Origin of the sequence: Pseudomonas sp. MH10 (assembly GCF_034353045.1) — a bacterium.
Classification (GTDB): domain Bacteria; phylum Pseudomonadota; class Gammaproteobacteria; order Pseudomonadales; family Pseudomonadaceae; genus Aquipseudomonas.
In genome coordinates this window covers 135,358-155,938 of sequence record NZ_CP133783.1, presented here as the reverse complement: position 1 = coordinate 155,938, position 20,581 = coordinate 135,358, and the positions used below count along the sequence as shown (strand labels likewise).

Below are 20,581 nucleotides of genomic sequence, written 5' to 3'. Positions count from 1 at the left end.
GCTCCTACAGATACCCGGATTAAGCCTGCTGCAAACGGTGCATGATCGGTCTAAGCGCCGGGTACAGGTTCAGGTAGTCGGCAAATGCCGCGTCGTAAACGGCGACATGTTCGGCCACCGGCTCAGCGCGCAGGCGTAGCTTGATCCAGCCTTCATCAACCTGCTGGTCATCCACGAGACCCACGCTGTGCGCCGCCAACAAGGCGGCGCCCATTGCCGCTTCGACGTCCTGGACGATGGTGTAAACCGGGTAGTGGGTGATGTCAGCGATGATCTGCATCCACAGGTCTGAATGACTAGCGCCACCCACCACAATCAACCGAGGGTCCAGGGAATGCGCGCCGCGTGCCCCGGCTTCGATGTTGTGCCGCAACGCAAAGCTGACCCCTTCCAGCACCGCGCGGTACAGGTGAATACGGCTGTGATACAGGGTCAATCCGACGAAACTGCCGCTGGCTTTGGCGTCCCAGATTGGGCTGCGCTCGCCCATCAAATAGGGCAAGAACAGCAAACCTTCGCTGCCCGCTGGAATCTTTTGCGCCAAACGCTCGAGCAGTACGTGGCTGTCTTCCCCGGTGTCCAGCGCCTGCTGCTCTTCGGCCTGACAAAACTGCTCGCGAAACCAGCTGATCGACGCCCCGGCGGTGATGGCTCCGCCAAAAATATAGAGGTCCTTTTGACCGTTATACACGTGGGGCATGCTGACCAACCCGTGGCGTGCATCCACCTGCTGATTCAAATAGCCCCAGCACATGCTGGTGCCAATCATGGCCACGTGGTTGCCCGGCTGGGTAACGCCGGCGGCAAAGGTTGCCATGGCCGCATCGACGCCACCGGCCAACACCGGTGTTCCTGTCTGTAATCCCAAGCGCTCAGCCCAGCTGCCGAGCAATCCACCCACCGCTTCGCCGGAATACAGCAGCCGCTCAGGCATCATTTCCGAGGGGATGCCCAAGGCCGCGAGCAGCTCTTGAGACCAGCGACGCTCAGCAACGTCATAAACACCGCCGATGTTGCCCGCCGAACTGTGGTCCACGGCGATCTCGCCGGTCAGGCAATAGTTGAGGTAACTGTTGGGCGGCAGCAGGTAACGCATTTTGGCCCACACTTCTGGCTTATGTTGCTTGAGCCAGAGCATTTTGGTGAAGCCGTAATAACTGTCCACCGAGTTGCCGGTAATTTGATACAGGCGCTCCAGATCGACGTGTTGCCGAACCCACTCAACCTGTTCTTCCGCGCGCCGGTCCATCCAGATCAGGCACGGGTGCAGCGGCTGCATATTGGCGTCCACTGCAATCCCGGATCCGCCGTACAAACTGCTGATGCACAGCGCTTTGATCTGTTCTTTCGCAACGCCAGCCATACCCACGCAGCGCGCAACGCAGGATTCAACCGCGTCGAGCCAGACCTGCGGCCATTGTTCGGCCCAGCGCAATTTTGGCGTGTCGACCCGGTAACCTTGGCTGTGCTGAGCGACGATGTTGCCCGTGCTGTCGACCAGCAGCGCCTTGGTACTTTGCGTGCCGACGTCCACACCGATTACATAGTTCATCATGGCGTTTGCGCTCTAGATTACGGGCTTCAACAGCACTTTGATTGACTTCACCGAGTCTGCCAGGGCGAAGGCTTCGGCATAGTCATCCAAACCAAAATCGTGGGTAACGATGCCTTTTGAGGTGATCAAACCGCGCTCGAACAAGTCGATGGCAACCGGATAGCAATACGGGCCCAAATGCGCGCCACGCACGTCAAGTTCCTTGCGGTCGCCGATGATCGACCAGTCAGCACTGGTTTCAGCACCGAACACGCTGAACTCGACAAAACGACCGAGTTTGCGGATCAACTCCAGACCTTGTGTGACACCTGCGGGTACCCCGGTGGTTTCGATGTACACGTCGCAACCGTAGTTGTCGGTAAGGCTGTTGATAACCGCTCGGGCGTTGTCCCGGGACGGGTTGATCACCACGTCGGCACCGAGCTTCAGCGCCAGCTCCAGGCGCTCATCAACCATGTCGATGACCACCAGCTTTTTCGGGGTCTTCAGCGCGGCGATTTGCACCATGCACAAGCCAAGGGTGCCTGCCCCAGCAATGACCAACACATCGTCGAGTTGAATGTCACCTCGGTTAACGGTGTGAATCGCGCAGGACATTGGCTCGATCAGCGCCGAATCTTCCAGGCTCACCGATTCGGGAATCTTGTGGACGATGGCGGTCTTGGGGATGCGCATGTATTGCGCCATACCGCCCTCGGCCACTTCGCGCTGGAAGCCAAAGATATTGTGCACTTCGCACATCCAATACTTGCCGGTTTTGCAGAAACGGCACTTGTCGCAGGGCACAATTTGCTCAGCGATCACCTTGTCGCCGACCTGCACGCCGAAGTGCTCTTCAGCACCCTCGCCCGCTTCGACGACGTAGCCGAAAAATTCATGGCCCGGTACCACGGGCGCCTTGACCCATGGGCTCTCGCCGCCCCAAAACATCGCTGCGCCGGAGTGGCATTTGCAATCGCTGGCGCAAATCCCGCAGGCGGCGATGCGAATCACCAGTTCGTTAATCCGCGCTTGGGGCTTGGCGATCTGCTCCAGGCGATAGTCTTTCGGGCCGTGGCAAACAACGGCTTGCATGGCGTGTTCAGGTTTATCGTTCATGAGGCTCTACCTTTATCAGCGTGTAGTTATCGTTGTAGGAGCGCGCTTGCCCGCGATCGGCTACGCAGTAGTTGAAAATGAGGCAACTCGGTTTTCCGGTCTGAACTGGGTTGCACATTGGGACCGCTTCGCGGGCAAGCGCGCTCCTACAGGTTTGATCTATTTATGCCGCTGGCGGCTGATGTAGATCGCCAACAAAATGATCCCGCCCTTGATCACACTTTGGACGTAGGGCGAAACACCCAGCATGTTCAGGCCGTTGTTGAGGACGCCCAACAGTAAAGCGCCCACCAACGTCCCGAGAATCACCCCGCGACCACCGGCAATTGAGGCGCCGCCGAGCACCACGGCGGCAATCGCATCGAGTTCGAACGACACCCCGGCGTTGGGCTGGCCGCTCATCAATCGCGAGGTCAATACCAGACCCGCTATGGCGGCGGTCAGGCCACTGATGCCGTACACCAACAACTTGAAGCGCGCCGCCCGTACCCCGGACAAACGCACCGCTTCTTCGTTGCCGCCAATGGCATAGATATAGCGGCCAATTCGCGTGTGTTGCAGCAGCACGTATGCGAAGAAGTACGTGAGCAACATGATCAAAATCGGCACTTGAACGCCGAACAAGCTCTCGCGACCGAAAAACCCAAACCAGTCCGGCAGGCCGGAAATCGGGTAGCCATCGGTGTACATCAAGCCCAGTCCGCGGGCGATGCCCATGGTGGCCAAGGTCACGATGATCGGTGGCATCTGCAGGTAAGCGACGAACAGCCCGTTGCCCAGGCCAAAAGCGATACCGATCAACATTCCAGCACCAATCGCCAACGGCGGTGGCAGGCCTGCGGCCATCAAGCCTGCGGTCAAAGTGCCGGACAAGGCCATGACCGGACCCACCGACAAGTCGATGCCGCCGGTCAAAATCACGCAGGTCATGCCCACGGCGATGATCGCGTTGATCGACACCTGACGACCGATGTTTGCCAGGTTTGCCGAGGTGAGAAATTTATCGCTGGCAAAGACCATCACCAGGGTCACGATCACCAGGCCCACAAACGGCAGAAAGGCCGGTGAGCGCATGAGCTTGGCCAGATTAAGGCGCAGCACGGCGCCGCCGAGGGTGTTAATGGACGTATTCACGTTGAGTGTTCCCCGTTGCATGGCGCATGACCTCCTGCGGATTGACGTCGGACGATTCCAATACGCTGACGATCGCCCCTTTGTGAAACACCGCGACGCGGTCACACATGCCAATGATCTCGGGCAGTTCCGAAGAAATCATGATGATCGCGAAACCTTTCTCGGTGAGCTTGCGCATCAAGGCGTAGATCTCGGCTTTGGCACCCACATCAATCCCACGGGTTGGCTCGTCAAACACCAGAATGTCGCAGTGATGGTTAATCCAGCGGGCAATCACGACCTTCTGCTGATTCCCGCCGCTGAGGTTGAACACCCGGCTTTCACAGCTGGGCGCCTTGATTGCCAACTGGCTCATCAGCCCTTGGGTGGTGTGGGTTTCTTTGCCTGTGTCCAGCAATCCGCCACGGTTTTCGTACTTCTTCAGGTTATTCAGGGAGATGTTTTCGCGGATGCTGAAATCAACAATCAGCCCCTCGCTCTTGCGGCTTTCCGGCAGTAACCCGATGCCCAGTTTTAAGGCCTCGGCCGGGTCGCGCAACGCCACCTGCTGGCCGCGCAGCCGTACGGTTTTAGCGATCACCGGAATCGCACCGAGAATGCCCAGTGCCAGTTCGGTACGCCCCGATCCCACCAACCCGGCGAAACCCAGAATTTCACCCTGATGCAAATCAAAGCGGTTATGCGGCCCTTTGCGGGTGAGTTGAATATCGTCCACCTGCAACAGCACCGCACCGCGCTCGGTCTGGGATTTCGGCGGAAAACTGTTTTCCAGACGGCGACCGACCATCATCTCAACCAAGCGGTCGATGTCGCTGTCAGCCACGTCGGTGACACCGACGTTTTTGCCATCGCGCAGCACACTGATGCGGTCACACACTTGGAAAATCTCTTCCAAATGGTGAGAGATAAAAATCACCGCCACGCCTTGGCGCTTGAGTTCGCGCATGATGTCGAACAGTAATTCGGCTTCGCTGGGAGTCAGGGTGGCGGTGGGTTCGTCGAGCACCAACAAACGCGCATCAAGGTTCAGCGCCTTGGCGATTTCGACAAACTGTTGTTCGGCAACGCTTAGGGCTTTCACCGGGCAATGAAGGTTGATGGTCACCCCGAGCCGCTTAAACAACTCCCGCGCCTTGACCTCCATGTCACGTTTACGCAGCAGGCCAAAACGGTTGACCCATTCGTGACCGAGGAAAATATTTTCCACGGCGTCCAAGTAAGGAATCAGGCTGAACTCTTGAAAGACGATGCCGATTCCGGCGGCAATCGCATCGTTATAGGTCGCGAACTGCTGCGCCTGACCATCGATCAAAATACTGCCTTCATCCTGATGCTCGACGCCCACCAGAATCTTCATCAGGGTTGATTTACCAGCGCCGTTTTCGCCGAGCAAGGCGTGGATTTCGCCCCGTTCAACTTGCAGGTTGATCGCGCTGAGCGCCTGCACGCCGGGGTAGCTCTTGCAGATATTTTCAAGTTTAAGAAGACTGCTCATGCTCAGGTGCTCCGCGCCAATCCTTCGAGTTCGTAAGCCCTGCTCCGTGAACCGCCACGGAGCAGGTATCGCTTACCAGCTAAAGTCTTTCGCTTTGCTCTGGTCGATCAGCGCGATGTCCACCGGGATAGTGGCTGGCACCTGCGCGCCCCACTTTTTGGCCAGCGCGATGCCTAACGCCAAACGCACTTGGTCACGAGGATACTGTGCTGAGGTCGCAATGAACTTGCTGCCCGGTTTGAGGATGGCCTTGATCGCTTCCGGCGCGCCGTCAACGCTCACCAGTTTGACGTCGAGCCCGCTCGCTTCGATGGCGGAAAGCGCGCCCAATGCGCCGGTGTCATTGACGCTGAACAAGCCTTTCAGACCCGGCTGCGCCTGGAGCATGTTTTCAGTCACGGTCAGCGCCTGATCACGCTCTTGCTTGCCGTTTTGGATGCTGACAATCTTGATTTTCGGGTGTTTGGACAGTGCGTCCTTACACCCCTTAACGCGATCAAGAATCGGCACTACCGCAATGCCATCAAGAATACCTACATCACCGGCATCACCGATGTGCTGAGCCAGGTACTCACAGGCCTGGTAGCCGGCATCAACGTTTTTTGAACCGACGAATGAATCCAGCGGCCCCTTCGCCTGTGCATCTACGGCAACGACTACGACCCCGGCTTTGTGTGCGGCTTGTACAGCCGATTGCACACCTACAGAGTCAGTCGGATTGATCAGCAGAATATCGATGCCCTGTTGCAGCATGTCTTCGATATCGCTGACCTGCTTGGAGACATCATGACCGGCGTCAGTGACGATCAGTTGCGCACCGATGGTTTTGGTCGCGTCGGTCAACGCGTCCTTCATGGTGACGAAGTAGGGATTGTTGATTTCCTGGAAGGACACGCCGACTTTCAGCGGGCCGGTCTTGCTGTCGGCAAAAGCACCCGTGGCGATGCCACAGCTGATGCTTAACGCCAGTAAACACAGAGCTTTAGGGAGCTTTACCATGGACGATTTCCTTCTTGTTTTTATTTTTTTTAAAAATGTCATCGTTAACATTTTCAAATAAAGTAGCAAAGGAATCGGAGGTCAGCAAGGTGGGGAGAGAAGGAATTAGCGGGCAGGATGATGGCAGATGGGTGCTATTGCAGCGCCGATTTCAGGATATTCAAGGGGTTAGTGAGCAGTGTTTGTATAGAATATTTTCTGGTTTGCTACAGCCCCAAGGGGCCAACTTGTTGGCGAAACGGTTGAAGCGATGTCTCAGACACATCGCTTCTCCAACAAGTTGGCTTACAAAGATGATGTGAGCCTATTTTCTCCGCATCGCTGCGGTCAACTTGTCGACGTTGTAGCGAAACATCTGTGCATAAGTCGCGGCGGGGCCATCGGCTGGGGACAGGGCTTCAACGTACAGTTCGCCGCCGGGTTGAGCGCCGCTGGCGGCGGCGATTTGTTTGACCAGACGCGGATCACCGGAGTTCTCAAAGAAGTAAGCGCTGACGTGCTCGCTCTTGATCTGACGAATCAACCTGGAAACATCCGCCGCCGATGGCTCCGCTTCGGTGGAGAAACCGAGCGGTGAGAGGAAGGTCACGCCATACGCATCGCCGAAGTAACCGAACGCGTCATGGGAGGTCAGCACTTTGCGCTGGGCAACGGGAATTGCCTGCACTTGAGCGCGAGCATAGGTGTCCAGGTCTTGCAGTTGAGCGGTGTAACGGTCGCCGTTGGCTTGATAGATATCGGCGCCTTCGGGGTCGGCTTTCTTCAGCGCGGCAATGATGTTGCGCACGTAAATCACAGCATTGGCGGCGCTGTTCCAGGCGTGTGGGTCGGTGATGCGCTTGCCATCTTCTTCCATGCTGCGGGTCTTGATGCCGGTGGATAACACTACGGGCTCACCGCGATAACCGGACGCTTTGATCAAACGGTCCAGCCAACCTTCCAGGTGCAAACCACTGACAAACGTCAGATCAGCTTTTTTCAACGCTTGAGCGTCGGCCGGGTTTGGCTCATACACGTGGGGGTCGCCATTGGGGCCAATCAGCGAGGTCACGTGAACCCGATCACCGCCAACGGTGTGCACCATGTCGGCGATGACGGTGAAGGAAGCCACCGCTTCCAGCTGTTTAGCCGACGCGAAACTAGAAAACACAGACAGCACAATGGCTGCCATGGCGCCCGATAGCATGGGTTGTTTCATGTTAATCCTCGAAGTTGCGTAAGAAGCAGCGTTAAGAACTGGCGTTAGAAAGTTGGGTCAGTTAGCCAAGTGAGGTTTGGGGAACAATCGACGCAGAATGCCGCTGCGACCGAACAACAATGAGAAGCCATAAAACGCACTGGCGGTCAGCACGATGGCCGGACCGGATGCGACGCCCAGGTGATAAGACACGATCAAGCCGATGAGCCCAGAGAGCGTGGCCACCAGTGTCGAAATCATCATCAAGGCGCTCAAGGATGTGGCCCAAAAACGTGCTGCCGTGGCCGGAAGCATCATCATCCCGACCGCCATCAAGGTGCCCAACGCTTGGAATCCAGCTACCAAATTCAGCACCACCAGCAGCAGAAAAAGCACATGGTAGAGGGAACCGCGACCGCCCACTGCCCTCAAGAAACCGGGGTCGAAACACTCCAACACCAGCGGTCGGTAGATCAGTGCGAGCAGGATCAGGGTGAACGATGCGATCCCGCCGACCATATAGATTGCGCTGGAGTCGATGGCCAAAATGGTGCCGAACAGCACATGCAACAAGTCCACGTTTGAACCGTGCAGTGAGACGATCAATACCCCAGCCGCCAATGATGTCAGGTAAAAACTGGCAAAGCTTGCGTCTTCACGTAGGGCGGTGAGTCGGCTGACCAACCCGGACAATAGCGCCACCGCCAAGCCGGCAATTAATCCGCCGAAACCCATGGCCGGCAGCGACAGACCCGCGAATAAAAAGCCCACCGCGGCTCCCGGCAACACCGCGTGGCTCATTGCATCGCCGACCAGGCTCATGCGCCGCAACATCAACAACACGCCCACTGGCCCGGAACCGATGCCCAATGCCAGGCACGCAACCAGCGCGCGGCGCATAAAACCGAACTCGACAAAGGGTTCAACCAACGTGGTGTAGAGCATCATGACCGGTCACCTGCGGCGTCATCGTCGTGGGTCGCGCATTGGTCGGCGTCAGCGCTCCAGAATTCGGCCATGTTGCGGGCCTTGCGCAGGTTTTCGACGCTCAACACCTCGGCGGTGGCGCCCCAGGCAATGGTTTCGCGGGCCATCAACAAGGTTTGCGGAAAGTGCTTGCGAACTTGCTCCAGGTCGTGAAGAACGGCGATCACCGTGCGGCCCTGACCATGCCAGACGCGGACCAACTCCAGCAAATCGCGGGTGGTGCGGGCATCAATGGCGGTGAACGGTTCGTCCAGCAGGATGACCGCAGCGTCTTGTAACAGCAGCCGCGCAAACAGCACCCTTTGAAACTGCCCTGAAGACAGCGAGCCAACGCTGCGCGCCTCAAATCCTTCTAGACCAACCGCCAGAAGTGCGTCTCGGGTGCGTTTGCTTTGGTCGCGACTCAGGCCACGGAAAGGACCGATGCTGCGCCACGCGCCCATGGCCACGGTGTCGGAAACGCTCAGTGGGAAACTGCGGTCGATCTCGGCAGCCTGTGGCAGATAGCCCAGCGTGCGAGTGGCGATCTTACCGAGGTCAACCCGCCCCGACGCTGGCTTCATGGTGCCGGCGATGGCTTTGATCAGGGTCGATTTTCCCGCGCCATTTGGCCCGACGATGGCCGTCAGGCTGCCCGCCTCGAAGCGCCCACTGATGTGGTGCACCGCTGGGCGACGCTCGTAGGCGACGGTGAGATTGTCCAACGCGATGGCGGCGCTCATGGAATAGCCACCGCCCAAACGATGGCTACCCATAGCAGCACGAGCATGGCCAGCGCCAGCAGCACCCGTTTCCAGGCAGATTGGGCCAACACTGAGCTGGCAATAGACGGAGCGAGGGGTGCTTTCACGGGAGGAGAACCTGACACGATTTGTTATAGTATTACATAACTTATCGGGTTTGGTTCCAGATGTTTCAAAAAAATCAAAGGGCAAGTCGAAATCTGTAAGAGCCAGCGTGTTGGCGAGGTGGTGTGTCAGGTACACCGTTTCGCCAACACGTTGGCTCCTACAGAGTCATTGTGGGCGTCAGGCCTTAACAATCCAGCCTTCAGGCCCTTCGATATCCCCCGATTGCACGCCGGTCAGCTCGTTGTAGAGCTTCTGTGTGATCGGCCCCACTTCTTCCTGGCTGAAGAACACGTGAAGGTTGTCGTTGTAATCAATCCCGCCGATAGGCGTGATGACGGCAGCTGTACCACAGGCGCCGGCCTCCTTGAAGTCGCTCAGCTTGTCGATGAACACATCACCTTCAACGACCTTAAGGCCCAGACGGCTTTGCGCCAGTTCGATCAGCGACAGGCGAGTAATGCCTGGCAATACCGACGGCGACTTCGGGGTGACGAACACGTCGTCGTGGGTGATGGCGAAGAAGTTGGCAGAACCGACTTCTTCGATCTTCGAATGCGTTAGCGGATCGAGGTAAATGCAATCGGCGAAATTCAGTTTCTTGGCTTGGGAGTTCGGCAGCAGGCTGGCTGCGTAGTTACCGCCAACCTTGGCTGCGCCGGTGCCGTTGGCGGCGGCGCGGTCAAAGCTGGAAATCTGGAAGTTGTTCGGCTTCAGGCCGCCTTTGAAATAAGCACCCACCGGCATGCAGAAGATCGAAAAAATAAACTCAGGCGCAGTGCGCACGCCGATGTTGTCGCCCACGCCGATGATGAACGGACGCAGATAGAGGGAGCCGCCAGTACCGTAAGGTGGAATAAAGCGCTCGTTGGCACGCACGACTTTTTTACAGGCTTCGATGAAATCTTCGGTCGACACGTGTGGCATCAACAACCGCGCACAGCTGCGCTGCATGCGCATTGCGTTCTGGTCTGGGCGGAACAGGTTGATCGAGCCATCTTTGCAACGATAGGCCTTTAGCCCTTCGAAGCACTGCTGACCATAGTGCAACGCCGTTGAGCCCTCACTGATGTGCAGCACGTTGTCTTCGGTCAGCGTCCCTTCCTGCCAGGCGCCATTACGCCAGTGCGACAGATAACGCAGATCTGTTTTGATGTAATCGAAACCCAGCTTGTCCCAATTTATGCTTTCGTAACTCATGACACCCTCTACCTTTAAAGACCGCCTGAACAACCCAAGCTTTTCGTTTCTATCCGATGGCAGCAACAATACTTTATTCAGGGGCCAGCTCGCATCCTCTCAATGGCATGACAGGAAATATCAGGCGAATGATCGCCGGCACTTGACGACATCTGGCTTACCGCAATCGCGAAATTGGGCCTATTCTTGATGGCATGTACGACAGACTCCTGACCTTGACGGCGGCCCGGGGCATGCCTGACACGTCCGCAACCGGACGGGAGAGAACCAAGGCAAGGCAGCAAAAAACGGCCGCAGTGAAATTCTTTGGCAGACATCATGAACATTGATTCGATAAAACGTTTTGTTCTTGCGGGACTGGTGGTGATCGGCGCGGGATTATCGGTCCCAGCGGTTGCGCAGTCCTATGGAGGCGGTGGTTACCACGGTGGCGGGTATCACGGCGGCGGGAATTATTACCACGGCGGTGGCGGCTATTATCGGGGCGGCGGATATCACGGTGGCGGCTGGTATGGCAACGGCGCATGGTGGGGACTGGGCATCGGATTAGGCGTGGGCTATGCCGCCGCGACGTATGCCAACTCCTATTACTATCCGACGTATTACTACCCCGCACCCGGCTACTACTACCCTTCTACTGCTTACTACCCGGTGGCTCAGCCTGCTCCGGCGGTTGACCCGTACTATTCGCAGCCAGTCTCCGAACCTGCCACGGCCGCACCGCCGCCGATGTCACAGGCGTCCAACTGGTATTACTGCGTTCCGACCAAGGGTTATTACCCTAACGTGCGCCAATGTTCCGAGCCTTGGCGCATCGTGCCGGCCACACCGCCCGGCCCGATTAACTGAAAGCCGGTTACAGCGTCGGGTGGGCAATGGGTCACCCGACGCGGCATTTTTCCTATCCCCTTGACCGCGATTTACCGTACCAATAACGGCACAACGTATCACTGAGGCTGTGCCATATGTGCCACAGCCTCATTGATAGCCCTTCCACCCCCTACCTCGAAACCCCCTCTAAATCAGGCCATTCACGGCACTGGCCTAATCCTTGCTGAGTGAGTTGTAAGCGCACCGACGCTTGCTCCGACAAAAACACAAAACCAAGGAGATCTTATTTATGCGTTCCAATCAGTCCGATGACGCCCCTCCCCAGCCCCCCAGCCCGGAAGCCATCACCAACGCGTGACCCCCTACTTGCTACTGTCGTTAAAGGATTTCTATCATGCAAAAAACAATGAAAGCCGCAGTCGTCCATGCCTTCGGCAAACCACTGGAAATTCGTGAAGTACCTGTGCCCACTCCGGGTTACGGCCAAGTATTGGTAAAAGTCGCGGCTTCCGGCGTCTGCCACACCGACCTTCATGCTGCTGAGGGCGACTGGCCGGTCAAACCCAACCCACCGTTTATCCCAGGTCATGAAGGGGTGGGTTATGTGGTCGGCGTCGGTCCGGGCGTTAAACACGTTAAAGAAGGTGATCGGGTCGGCGTGCCATGGCTCTATTCAACCTGCGGCCATTGCGAACATTGCCTCGGCGGCTGGGAAACCCTGTGTGAGAAACAAGAAAACAGCGGTTATTCAGTCAACGGTGGATTCGCCGAATACACCCTGGCGGACGCCAACTTCGTCGGCAAATTACCGGACAACGTCGGTTTCATTGAGATTGCCCCCATCCTGTGCGCCGGCGTAACGGTTTACAAAGGCCTGAAGATGACCGAAACCAAACCCGGCCAGTGGGTGGTGATCTCCGGCATCGGCGGCCTGGGTCACATGGCTGTTCAATACGCCAAGGCCATGGGCATGAACGTGGCCGCCGTCGACATCGACGACAGCAAGCTTGACTTGGCTCGCAGGCTCGGCGCTGAAGTCACGGTTAACGCCCGCCATCATGACCCTGCTGCCTTTTTGAAAGACGCCATCGGCGGCGCTCACGGGGCATTGGTTACTGCGGTTTCGCCAATAGCATTTAAACAAGCCATGGGCATGACCCGCCGCGGCGGCACTATCGCGCTCAATGGCCTGCCCGCAGGTGAGTTCCCTATATCGATCTTCGACATGGTACTGAACGGCACCACGGTGCGTGGTTCTATCGTCGGCACCCGTCAGGACCTTCAAGAGGCATTGGATTTCGCCGGCGAAGGCAAAGTAAAAGCGACGGTTTCAACGGAGAAACTGGAGAACGTCAACGCGGTGTTTGATCGGATGCGTGAAGGCCAGATCGAGGGACGCGTGGTTATCGACATGCAGGACTGATTACAAACGAATCCAAGCCCGGCGTAATGCCGGGCTTTGTCGATTTCATTATTTGCCAGCGTGTTTAACCATCTGATTGTAGACCTTGACCCTTCGGTGACTCCCCGCGTAACCCCCCACCGCTGACACCGTGCCGCTTTGCAGGTGATCCAGATAACCAAACAGCGTCCTGGGCGAGATGAACCTAATCGTATATCCCAGCGCCACCATTCTGTCCTGCAACTCATAACCGGGGTTACGATCGTCCATTAAAAATTGCAAGCCGTGCTTTTTAACCAGTCTTACATTCCAGAGCGCACAAAAGCTCTTCAAGTGCTGTTCCATAAATGGCTTCGGCGCTTTTGACTTAATGCCCAAGGCTTGAAATGCTCGACGAGCGTAATGCTTTACACAGCGTGAAACCAACCGCCAAGCGGAACGACCCAGGCCTCGATTTAATTGTTCAACACACCCCACTGCGGCAACTTCTCGCGGACCTGCACATTGACTGAGCATCATGTCAAACACAGAAAGGTCGTACACAAAAGTGTCGGTGTGCAATAAAAAAACATATTCCGTCTTGACCTGTTCTAAGGCGAGGTCCAACGCCCGCCCGTGTGCGACGCTGCCGGCTTCCGCCCGAACCCTTTCGCGCTCAATCAGCGTGATCCAATCCAACGTACGCAAATACTCAGTACTGGCGTCAGCAGAATAATTGTCTACGACCAACACAGGAATACCCCAACGGCACATCCCATCGCGTAACAAATCCAAACACGCCTTAGTCAGTTCGAGGGACTTGTAATTAACTAATATAATACTAAAGTTTTTCATAGGTCGATCGATCAAACCTGAATGTGGGACGCCCGTGGCAATCAGCGCGCCCTGAATTTAACTGATCGTTCGTCATGAGGTTGTTAGGTAAATGAGAAAAATGTGTCGTTAACAAACCTGACTTTCTTTAATAAAATAAACAGCGACCTAGCAATGTAAATATTAATTTACTTAAATAATTATTTATATACACAGCCCTACCTGTCTGCGCACACGCAGAAAATGCTGATTAGCCTTCGGTAGTTCTCTTCTCAAAACGACGCGTACCTTATTGAGTCACAGCTATTAAACTGTAGGAACGGGATGCTCTGGATAGGCCCGGGGGTCGCGCTCGACTGAAGCGGTCCCAAAAACCGGCCCAGCTCCAATTGAAAGAAATGAATCGCTGATCTAAGGACTGCTAGGCAGCCGATCGAAAACAACCCTGCGGCGAAAACGCGGCGGTACATTGACGACGTCCAGCCATATTTAACGCTACCACCGTCAGATCAAGCGTCTTCTTCTATAACAACCTTTATAAAATATTTCTTCCCATCAATATCAGTGAAGTAGGCATTCTTAAAATCGCCGTGCGAGGTTGCTCGCAATAAGTTTATGTGCTCACCGAGAGAACCAATTGATTTAAGGGACAGCTCACACATCGCTCGATAATCTTTAATACCGTTATAGTTTATATCTTCTGTTGGTGTCGTTGTCTCAAACACACCTTGAATAATACTGAAGATATTTTTTTGAATAAGATCTTTCTCTGCCTGTATGATTTTCCTGTAAACCTCAAGCGAGGTATCTGAAATATGGATATCAACAATTTTCTGGTCAATAATCTCACCATGATCCACTTCGGCGTCCATTAAATGAATAGTTGAACCAGTGGGCAAACCATTCACGATCGAAAAAGCTTGTGGAAACCAGCCGCGATTATAAGGATTTAAACCCGGGTGAAAATTTATACAGCATATATTTTCAACGAGCCGTTTAGGGAAAATTTGCTTACAATGTAAACTAAAGGCCAAATCATAGTCTTTTATTACTCTGTCTATAGTCGCTTCATCTTTCACGTTAATTTTTTCTGCACCTATTTCAATCATTTGTTGCGGGGTCTGATTGACGGACGTGTAGCAGAAATCAACTTTTAACAGATACTCAAATGAGTGTTTCTCAAGTTCACTTTTCAAAAAAAGCGACAATTCTTGATTTTCTGAAACGACAAGTAGTCTTTGTGCTGGACGCTTAGGTTTAGAGGCATGTGGGCTTGGAAATTTCTGTACATCTTCCATTACTGTTTCTCGTTGGTACTAATGCTCAGACTTGATTTTACGTGTAGCAACTATTTGTGGGAAGCAAAATAAGCAGCATGAAACGTTGCGTGATGTCTGCGCAAGGCATGACGTGTAAAATCCTATGGAAACAATGGATTAAATATTTATAAGGCGCTAACAGTGCTGTACAGTGACCCAAAAAGCATGCACTCAACTGTCGAGATGTAAGTGATTGAAAAAATTAAAAAAACAATCGAACTATTGAGTCCTCTCGCCCTTTTTTGACCTTCATCTATTTTAGGAAGGTGTTTTGGCGCGCCTGTTCAGTCTCGAAATAAAACCCCTGAGATTGACGATACTTATTAAGCATCGCTGCCTTGGAGGCGAATACTTGAACCACACACGTGCCACCCAGTTTGCTGCGCGACAGCGCGAGCGTCCGAGACTGGGCGGCAGCTCCTGCGGTGATTAACGCAAATTAGTTTCCGCCAGTTCGAGCACCTCATCACCCCGTCCGCTGAGCACTGCTTTGAGCATATACAGGCTGAAACCCTTGGCCTGAGCCCATTTTATTTTCGGCGGCATTGCCAACTCATGCTTGGCTGTCACCACGTCGATCAGTACCGGGCCGTCATGGGCCAATGCCTGACGCAGCGCCTCGGGCAGCGCTTCAGACGATTCGACGCGAATTCCCAGAATCCCTGCACCCTTGGCGATGGCGGCGAAGTCAGTGGTCTGCAAATCAGTATCGTGGGGCAGATAACCGCTGGCTTTCATTTCCATCGCCACGAACCCCAGCGAACTGTTGTTGAATACCACCATTTTAATTGGCAAGTTCAACTGGCGGGTGCTGAGCAGATCGCCCAGCAACATCGACAACCCGCCGTCACCGCACAGGGCAATCACCTGCCGGCCGGGATGCGCAGCCTGTGCACCCAGCGCTTGAGGCATGGCATTGGCCATCGACCCGTGATTGAACGAGCCGTGTAACGACCGCTTACCGTTCATGCTCAGGTAACGCGCAGCCCATAACGTGGGGGTACCGACGTCAGCGGTGAATACGGCGTCCTGATCGGCCATTTCGTTGATCAGGTGCGTCAGGTATTGCGGGTGGACCGGTTGACCAGCCGCCGAGGGCCGTGCCAGTTCATCCAGGTCTTTGCGGGCGTTAGCGTAATGTTTCAGAGCTGTTTCAAGAAAGCGTCGATCCGGCTGGCGTTCGAGCTTTGGCAACAGAGCGGTGAGGCTTTCCCGAATGCCACCGACCAACCCCATCGCCAACGGCGTACGCCGTCCAAGTGCGCCTGGATCGATGTCGATCTGCACGATGTTGGAGTGGGTCGGGTAGAAGTTGCGATAGGGAAAGTTGGTGCCCAGCAACACCAAGGTGTCGCACGACATCATGGCGTGATAGCCGGAGCTGAAACCAATCAATCCGGTCATGCCGACATCGAACGGATTGTCATATTCCACGTATTGCTTGCCGCGCAAGGCATGCACGATTGGCGCGCCCAGCACGTCTGCCAGGGCAACGACCTGATCATGGGCCTGCGCACATCCCGCGCCACACATTAAGGTCACGGCTTTGGATTGACTCAACAGGTTGGCAAGCTTTTCGAGCTCCTCGTCGGCAGGCGTCACGTTTGGCGCTGCGGCAGCGGCCCAGCTCGCAGTGATGTCCGGTGCTTCGCTAAGCGCTATATCCCCGGGCAACACAATAACGGCGACCCCGCGCTGGCCAATGGCGACCCGCATTGCCCGCTCCAGCACCCGGGAAAATTGTTCAGCGCTGGTCACCAATTCGACAAAATGGCTGCACTCTTTGAACAACTCGGTGGGGTGAGTTTCCTGAAAATAACCCAGCCCGATTTCGGTGGACGGAATATGCGCTGCAATGGCCAGCACGGGCACTTGATTTCGATGACAGTCATAAAGGCCATTGATCAAATGCAGATTGCCAGGCCCGCAGCTGCCCGCGCACACCGCCAGTTTGCCGCTGGCTGCCGCTTCCGCCCCGGCGGCGAACGCAGCCACTTCTTCATGACGGGTATGCATCCAACGGATAGAACCCAGTTGCTCCAGGCTCTCGGTCAGGCCGTTAAGGCTGTCACCGGTTACGCCCCATATGTTAGAGACGCCTGCTGCGGCAAGGGTCTGTGCGAGATGGTCGGCGATGGTTCTGGACATGTGGATAATTCCTTCTCAAAGCAAATGAAGTTCGCAGGCCTTTAAAGATGGTGATGCCATACCCTGTGACAACCAAATGCGTGTGAGTTCTCGATGTTGTGGTGCGTCGGGCGGGGATAAACTGGGTCGGGCGCTGTAACTGAAGGTTTTATGCTCAAAACAAAAAAGCCCTGCCAGGATGAACCTGAGCAGGGCTTTCTTTTTTTGCTGGATCGTTTACACGCTTGCTGAATCCGACACGCCGTATTCCAACGGCGCAACCTGGACGGTGCTTACGCTGGCATACGACACGTAGTACGCCAAGCCGACGAAAACCGCACCACCCACGGCGTTGCCAAGGAATACAGCGACGAAGTTTTCAAAGAACTGACCCCAGCTCAAGGCATCGGCGAAAATTGCTGCCGGGATCAGGAACATATTGGCGACCACGTGTTGGAAACCGATGGCGACAAAGGCCATCACCGGGAACCACGTGCCCAGGATCTTACCGGCGGCGTCTTTGCTGGAATAAGAAAGCCAGACCGCCAAGCACACCAGCCAGTTGCAGCCGATACCCGAGATGAAGGCATGTCCGAAGTCCGCACTGACTTTAGCCGTCGCTGCGGCCACCGTTTTAGCCAGGTACGGGCCTTCGGTGAGGCCCAGAAAATGGCCGAAGAAATAGGCCACGAACAGCGCGCCGAGCAGATTGGCAAGTGTGACCAACAGCCAGTTGCGCACCACCGCCGACAGTCGGATTCTTCCGGCGAACATTGCCATGGGCAGGCTCATCATATTGCCGGTGAGCAATTCGCCCCCCGCCAGAACTACCAGAATCAGACCGATGGGAAACACCGCTGCGCCCAGCAGATTGCCCAACGATGCCCATTGTGCAGGAATCATGGTGCTGACGTGGATATCCAGTAGAAAGCCTAACGCAATGAAAGCGCCGGCCAGAAAGCCTAAAACGAGAATTGAGAGCAGCGGTAAGTGAGCTTTCCTCACCCCGGCTTCGACGGTCATTTCAGCAATTTGTAGAGGTGAGTTGACGGGCATGGTAATGGTCTCAGGCTGGACGGCAGCCAGGGCAACGTGCGGGAGCGACGTGACCTGATTAAACGCCGAAAATTAGTTTTTTTAGAGTCCAGTCTTGATGCGCAACTTGAATGAACAAGGTGGCATGTCCAAGGTGTAGCGGCAGGAGAAACAGAGCTGCAAGGCAGGGAACAATCAATTCATAGACTGAATCGATCAGCACGCTAACTGAGTCGAATTGCCACAGTCCAATCGCTTGTACCGATGAAGTGATCGACTGGCTCTATGGGGAGGTTCTAACGATGTTGGCCAGCGCACGCCAAGTCTGGTTAGTAGGGCTGCCAAGAGGGTAGGCGTACGACATTATCCAAACAGCCATTCGGTCGCACAGCAGTCTCTTGTTTTGAAAATGTTCGCGCGCAGACCTACGCCAAATCAACGGGGGTCAATTTGGCGTATAGGCGCTGACTGAAAGATCAGTGCGAGTGACGTGGTTGGCCGCCTGATCGCGCAATAACATTCAAATGCACGGTGGCCGGCTCCAGACAACCGCCCGTTGACAACTGGCCCACCATCTGACGATAGAGCTCCTGCTAAAGCGTTTGCGAAGGTGGATAGCTCGATTTCCAAGTGCTGCGGCGTTCGGCCATTTCTTCATCACTGACCAATACATTAACCGAGCGTTTGTTGAGGTCGACCCGTAGCCGGTCGTTTGTGCGCAGCAGCGCCAAGCCGCCACCAATCGCTGCCTCGGGAAACAGGTTGAGAATTGACGGGCTCGCAGACGTGCCACTCTGGCGACCATCCCCCAAACCCGGCAACGAATCGATGCCTTGTTTGATCAGGCTGGCAGGTGGCGCCATGTTCACAACCTCGGCGCTGCCGGGGTAACCGACGGTGCCCGCACCACGAATCACCAGGATGCAGCGCTCGTCGATTTCCAACGCAGGATCGTTGATTCGGGCGTGTTAATCCTCAGGCTCTTCAAACACAATGGCACGCGCCTCAAAGGTGTTTTCCGCGCCAGGTTCCGACAGGTAGGTTTTGCGAAAGGCCTCGGCCACCACTGACATTTTCATGATCGCACTGTCGAAAAAATTTCCGCTCAGCACAATGAAACCCGCACCCTGCTTCATGGGCGCTTCGTAGGGGTAAATGACATCGACGTCGCTGGCAACGGCATTGCGAACCTGTCCGGCTTAACCGGTTCGATGATCACCGCCGTCGCTGAAAATCTTACGGGAAACATTAACAACGGCACCTACGTCCTGGCGCTTTGCTTACTCGTCAGTGGCGGCTTGATTCTGGCTATCCCCAAATCGATGATCGACAAGCCAGCGTAAAGAGGCGCCCACTCTAGCCCGCGAAGACTATCAATAAAAAGCCCCGCCAGGCATACCTGAACGGGGCTTTTCGTTGGCTGACCCCCACATACCTACCCACCACTGGCACTCATCAATCAAACATTGAACGCCACCAGCCCAGCCATTGAGTAACGGTTCTTGCCTGCGCTTTTCGCGTCATAAAGGGCCCGATCAGCGCGACGCATCAAGCTGAAAATGGACTCCTCCGGTTCGTGATTCGCCAATCCCACGCTGATGGACAAGCTCAGGCCGAACAACTGGCTTGAGTTGACTGCGTTGACGATGCTCCTCGCCAGTTCCTGCGCCACCGCGACGTTCGCCACCCGCGCCGCGACTGCGAACTCTTCACCGCCCAGCCGGGCAAAGTTATGGCCTTGGCTCCGGTGTCGCAGCATCTTGGATACCTCCACCAACACCTGATCGCCGACATCGTGGCCAAAGCCGTCATTAATCTTCTTGAAATCGTCTATGTCGAGCATCAAGAAAAACAACGGCGCGGGTGCAGAGCTGTCCGCCAAAGTCACGGTCAGCCGCTCCATAAATGCGCGCCGATTGGGCAGACCAGTCAACGTATCGTTATAGGCCATACCATGCAGTTGGCGCTGCAAGTCGAATACGTCTTCGCGTATACCGCAAAACTTCGTGCACACCAGCGTTGCAACCAGCAGGCTCCCCCCAATAAGTATCAGCGTCAGCGTGAGATCCAGTCGCTGGTCAAAACTGGGCTGAACTACATAAAACAACGTGGCCCAGATGGCTGCTCCCGTGCTGAGGGCATGCCAAGGGTGAGCGTGCATGGCCGAAGCTGGCAAACTCAAAACCAAACCAATAGGCAAGAACCAGATGATCGGATTACCAATGGCGACGGCCAGCGAACCTGCGCAGGCAGCACATGTACACAGCAACAGCAAACCGGTTAGCCATAAATGACGAGTAGTGCGGGCCCGATAGGTAAGGTAACAGGCAATGCCGGCGACGAGACAATAACCATAAAGCCAAGGAGATAAGTCGTGGCTTGAGTTGGCAAGTGCCAACACGAGCAAGCAAGCTACTGTCGCTAAAATCTCGCTTGAAACTTTCAGTGGGCGCAATTGAGCAAAGGATTTCTGCTCAAGACTTTCTTCACTTCTCTGCACTCTTTATTACCTCACGGGATCCGTGGACGCCATTCATAGGAGGCATCCACATCCGCTATAA

The 20,581-nt window shown here is 55.4% G+C and carries 17 protein-coding genes and 2 pseudogenes; 3 read left to right on the top strand and 16 right to left on the bottom strand.

Translation table 11 applies throughout. The annotated features are described in order from the left end of the window. Nucleotides 1-19: 19 nt before the first annotated feature. From RHM59_RS00695 to RHM59_RS00650, 10 genes are all read right to left on the bottom strand, one after another. Nucleotides 20-1,552, bottom strand: coding sequence for an FGGY-family carbohydrate kinase (locus RHM59_RS00695; RefSeq protein WP_322170820.1), 1,533 nt, complete (start codon nucleotides 1,550-1,552; stop codon nucleotides 20-22). Nucleotides 1,553-1,567: 15 nt separating this feature from the next. Continuing rightward, the gene (locus RHM59_RS00690) at nucleotides 1,568-2,653 is read right to left on the bottom strand and encodes an alcohol dehydrogenase catalytic domain-containing protein (protein WP_322285738.1); all 1,086 of its coding nucleotides are present in this window, start codon (nucleotides 2,651-2,653) and stop codon (nucleotides 1,568-1,570) included. A 159-nt stretch (nucleotides 2,654-2,812) separates the two neighbouring features. Then, nucleotides 2,813-3,808 (bottom strand): ABC transporter permease, encoded by a 996-nt coding sequence (locus RHM59_RS00685; protein WP_322168385.1) that lies wholly within the window; start codon nucleotides 3,806-3,808, stop codon nucleotides 2,813-2,815. Continuing rightward, complete coding sequence (locus tag RHM59_RS00680) at nucleotides 3,771-5,282, bottom strand: sugar ABC transporter ATP-binding protein (RefSeq protein WP_322285737.1); 1,512 nt, start codon at nucleotides 5,280-5,282, stop codon at nucleotides 3,771-3,773. The genes RHM59_RS00685 and RHM59_RS00680 overlap by 38 nt, the downstream gene beginning before the upstream one ends. 72 nt (nucleotides 5,283-5,354) lie before the next feature. Further along, on the bottom strand, nucleotides 5,355-6,281 hold the full coding sequence (locus tag RHM59_RS00675) for a substrate-binding domain-containing protein (RefSeq protein WP_322168382.1): 927 nt from the start codon (nucleotides 6,279-6,281) through the stop codon (nucleotides 5,355-5,357). A gap of 304 nt (nucleotides 6,282-6,585) precedes the next feature. Then, nucleotides 6,586-7,479, bottom strand: coding sequence for a metal ABC transporter substrate-binding protein (locus tag RHM59_RS00670; RefSeq protein ID WP_322168380.1), 894 nt, complete (start codon nucleotides 7,477-7,479; stop codon nucleotides 6,586-6,588). A 57-nt stretch (nucleotides 7,480-7,536) separates the two neighbouring features. Beyond that, entirely contained in the window at nucleotides 7,537-8,406 is an 870-nt protein-coding gene (locus tag RHM59_RS00665) for a metal ABC transporter permease (RefSeq protein ID WP_299828461.1), read from the bottom strand. Continuing rightward, nucleotides 8,403-9,167, bottom strand: coding sequence for a zinc ABC transporter ATP-binding protein AztA (gene aztA / locus RHM59_RS00660; RefSeq protein ID WP_322168377.1), 765 nt, complete (start codon nucleotides 9,165-9,167; stop codon nucleotides 8,403-8,405). The genes RHM59_RS00665 and aztA overlap by 4 nt, the downstream gene beginning before the upstream one ends. Next, nucleotides 9,164-9,295 carry a hypothetical protein gene (locus RHM59_RS00655; protein ID WP_322168375.1) on the bottom strand — a complete coding sequence of 44 codons (132 nt, stop codon included), beginning with the start codon at nucleotides 9,293-9,295 and terminating at the stop codon, nucleotides 9,164-9,166. The genes aztA and RHM59_RS00655 overlap by 4 nt, the downstream gene beginning before the upstream one ends. A gap of 178 nt (nucleotides 9,296-9,473) precedes the next feature. Then, nucleotides 9,474-10,493: a branched-chain amino acid aminotransferase gene (locus RHM59_RS00650; protein WP_322168373.1), complete on the bottom strand. Its 1,020-nt coding sequence runs from the start codon at nucleotides 10,491-10,493 to the stop codon at nucleotides 9,474-9,476. 318 nt (nucleotides 10,494-10,811) lie between these two features. On the opposite strand from RHM59_RS00650, the gene RHM59_RS00645 reads away from it, so the two are divergent. Then, nucleotides 10,812-11,342: a hypothetical protein gene (locus RHM59_RS00645; protein ID WP_322168371.1), complete on the top strand. Its 531-nt coding sequence runs from the start codon at nucleotides 10,812-10,814 to the stop codon at nucleotides 11,340-11,342. Nucleotides 11,343-11,718: 376 nt separating this feature from the next. Next, complete coding sequence (adhP, locus tag RHM59_RS00640; protein WP_322285736.1) at nucleotides 11,719-12,747, top strand: alcohol dehydrogenase AdhP; 1,029 nt, start codon at nucleotides 11,719-11,721, stop codon at nucleotides 12,745-12,747. A 48-nt stretch (nucleotides 12,748-12,795) separates the two neighbouring features. On the opposite strand, the gene RHM59_RS00635 is transcribed toward adhP, so the two are convergent. The 5 genes and pseudogenes from RHM59_RS00635 to RHM59_RS00615 all read right to left on the bottom strand — a co-directional run. Further along, nucleotides 12,796-13,560 (bottom strand): glycosyltransferase, encoded by a 765-nt coding sequence (locus tag RHM59_RS00635; protein ID WP_322285735.1) that lies wholly within the window; start codon nucleotides 13,558-13,560, stop codon nucleotides 12,796-12,798. A gap of 488 nt (nucleotides 13,561-14,048) precedes the next feature. Continuing rightward, complete coding sequence (locus RHM59_RS00630; RefSeq protein ID WP_322285734.1) at nucleotides 14,049-14,837, bottom strand: dTDP-4-amino-4,6-dideoxyglucose formyltransferase; 789 nt, start codon at nucleotides 14,835-14,837, stop codon at nucleotides 14,049-14,051. Between the two features lie 450 nt (nucleotides 14,838-15,287). Continuing rightward, on the bottom strand, nucleotides 15,288-17,006 hold the full coding sequence (gene poxB / locus RHM59_RS00625; protein WP_322285733.1) for a ubiquinone-dependent pyruvate dehydrogenase: 1,719 nt from the start codon (nucleotides 17,004-17,006) through the stop codon (nucleotides 15,288-15,290). A 216-nt stretch (nucleotides 17,007-17,222) separates the two neighbouring features. After that, nucleotides 17,223-18,041 (bottom strand): formate/nitrite transporter family protein, encoded by an 819-nt coding sequence (locus RHM59_RS00620; RefSeq protein WP_322285732.1) that lies wholly within the window; start codon nucleotides 18,039-18,041, stop codon nucleotides 17,223-17,225. Nucleotides 18,042-18,496: 455 nt separating this feature from the next. Then, nucleotides 18,497-19,192 (bottom strand): annotated as a pseudogene (locus RHM59_RS00615) (dihydroxy-acid dehydratase); the annotation flags it as partial. Between the two features lie 3 nt (nucleotides 19,193-19,195). On the opposite strand from RHM59_RS00615, the pseudogene RHM59_RS00610 reads away from it, so the two are divergent. After that, a pseudogene (locus RHM59_RS00610) lies at nucleotides 19,196-19,363 on the top strand (MFS transporter); the annotation flags it as partial. A gap of 116 nt (nucleotides 19,364-19,479) precedes the next feature. Here the strand turns inward: RHM59_RS00610 and RHM59_RS00605 are convergent. Then, on the bottom strand, nucleotides 19,480-20,421 hold the full coding sequence (locus RHM59_RS00605; protein ID WP_322286650.1) for a GGDEF domain-containing protein: 942 nt from the start codon (nucleotides 20,419-20,421) through the stop codon (nucleotides 19,480-19,482). Nucleotides 20,422-20,581: the final 160 nt, after the last annotated feature.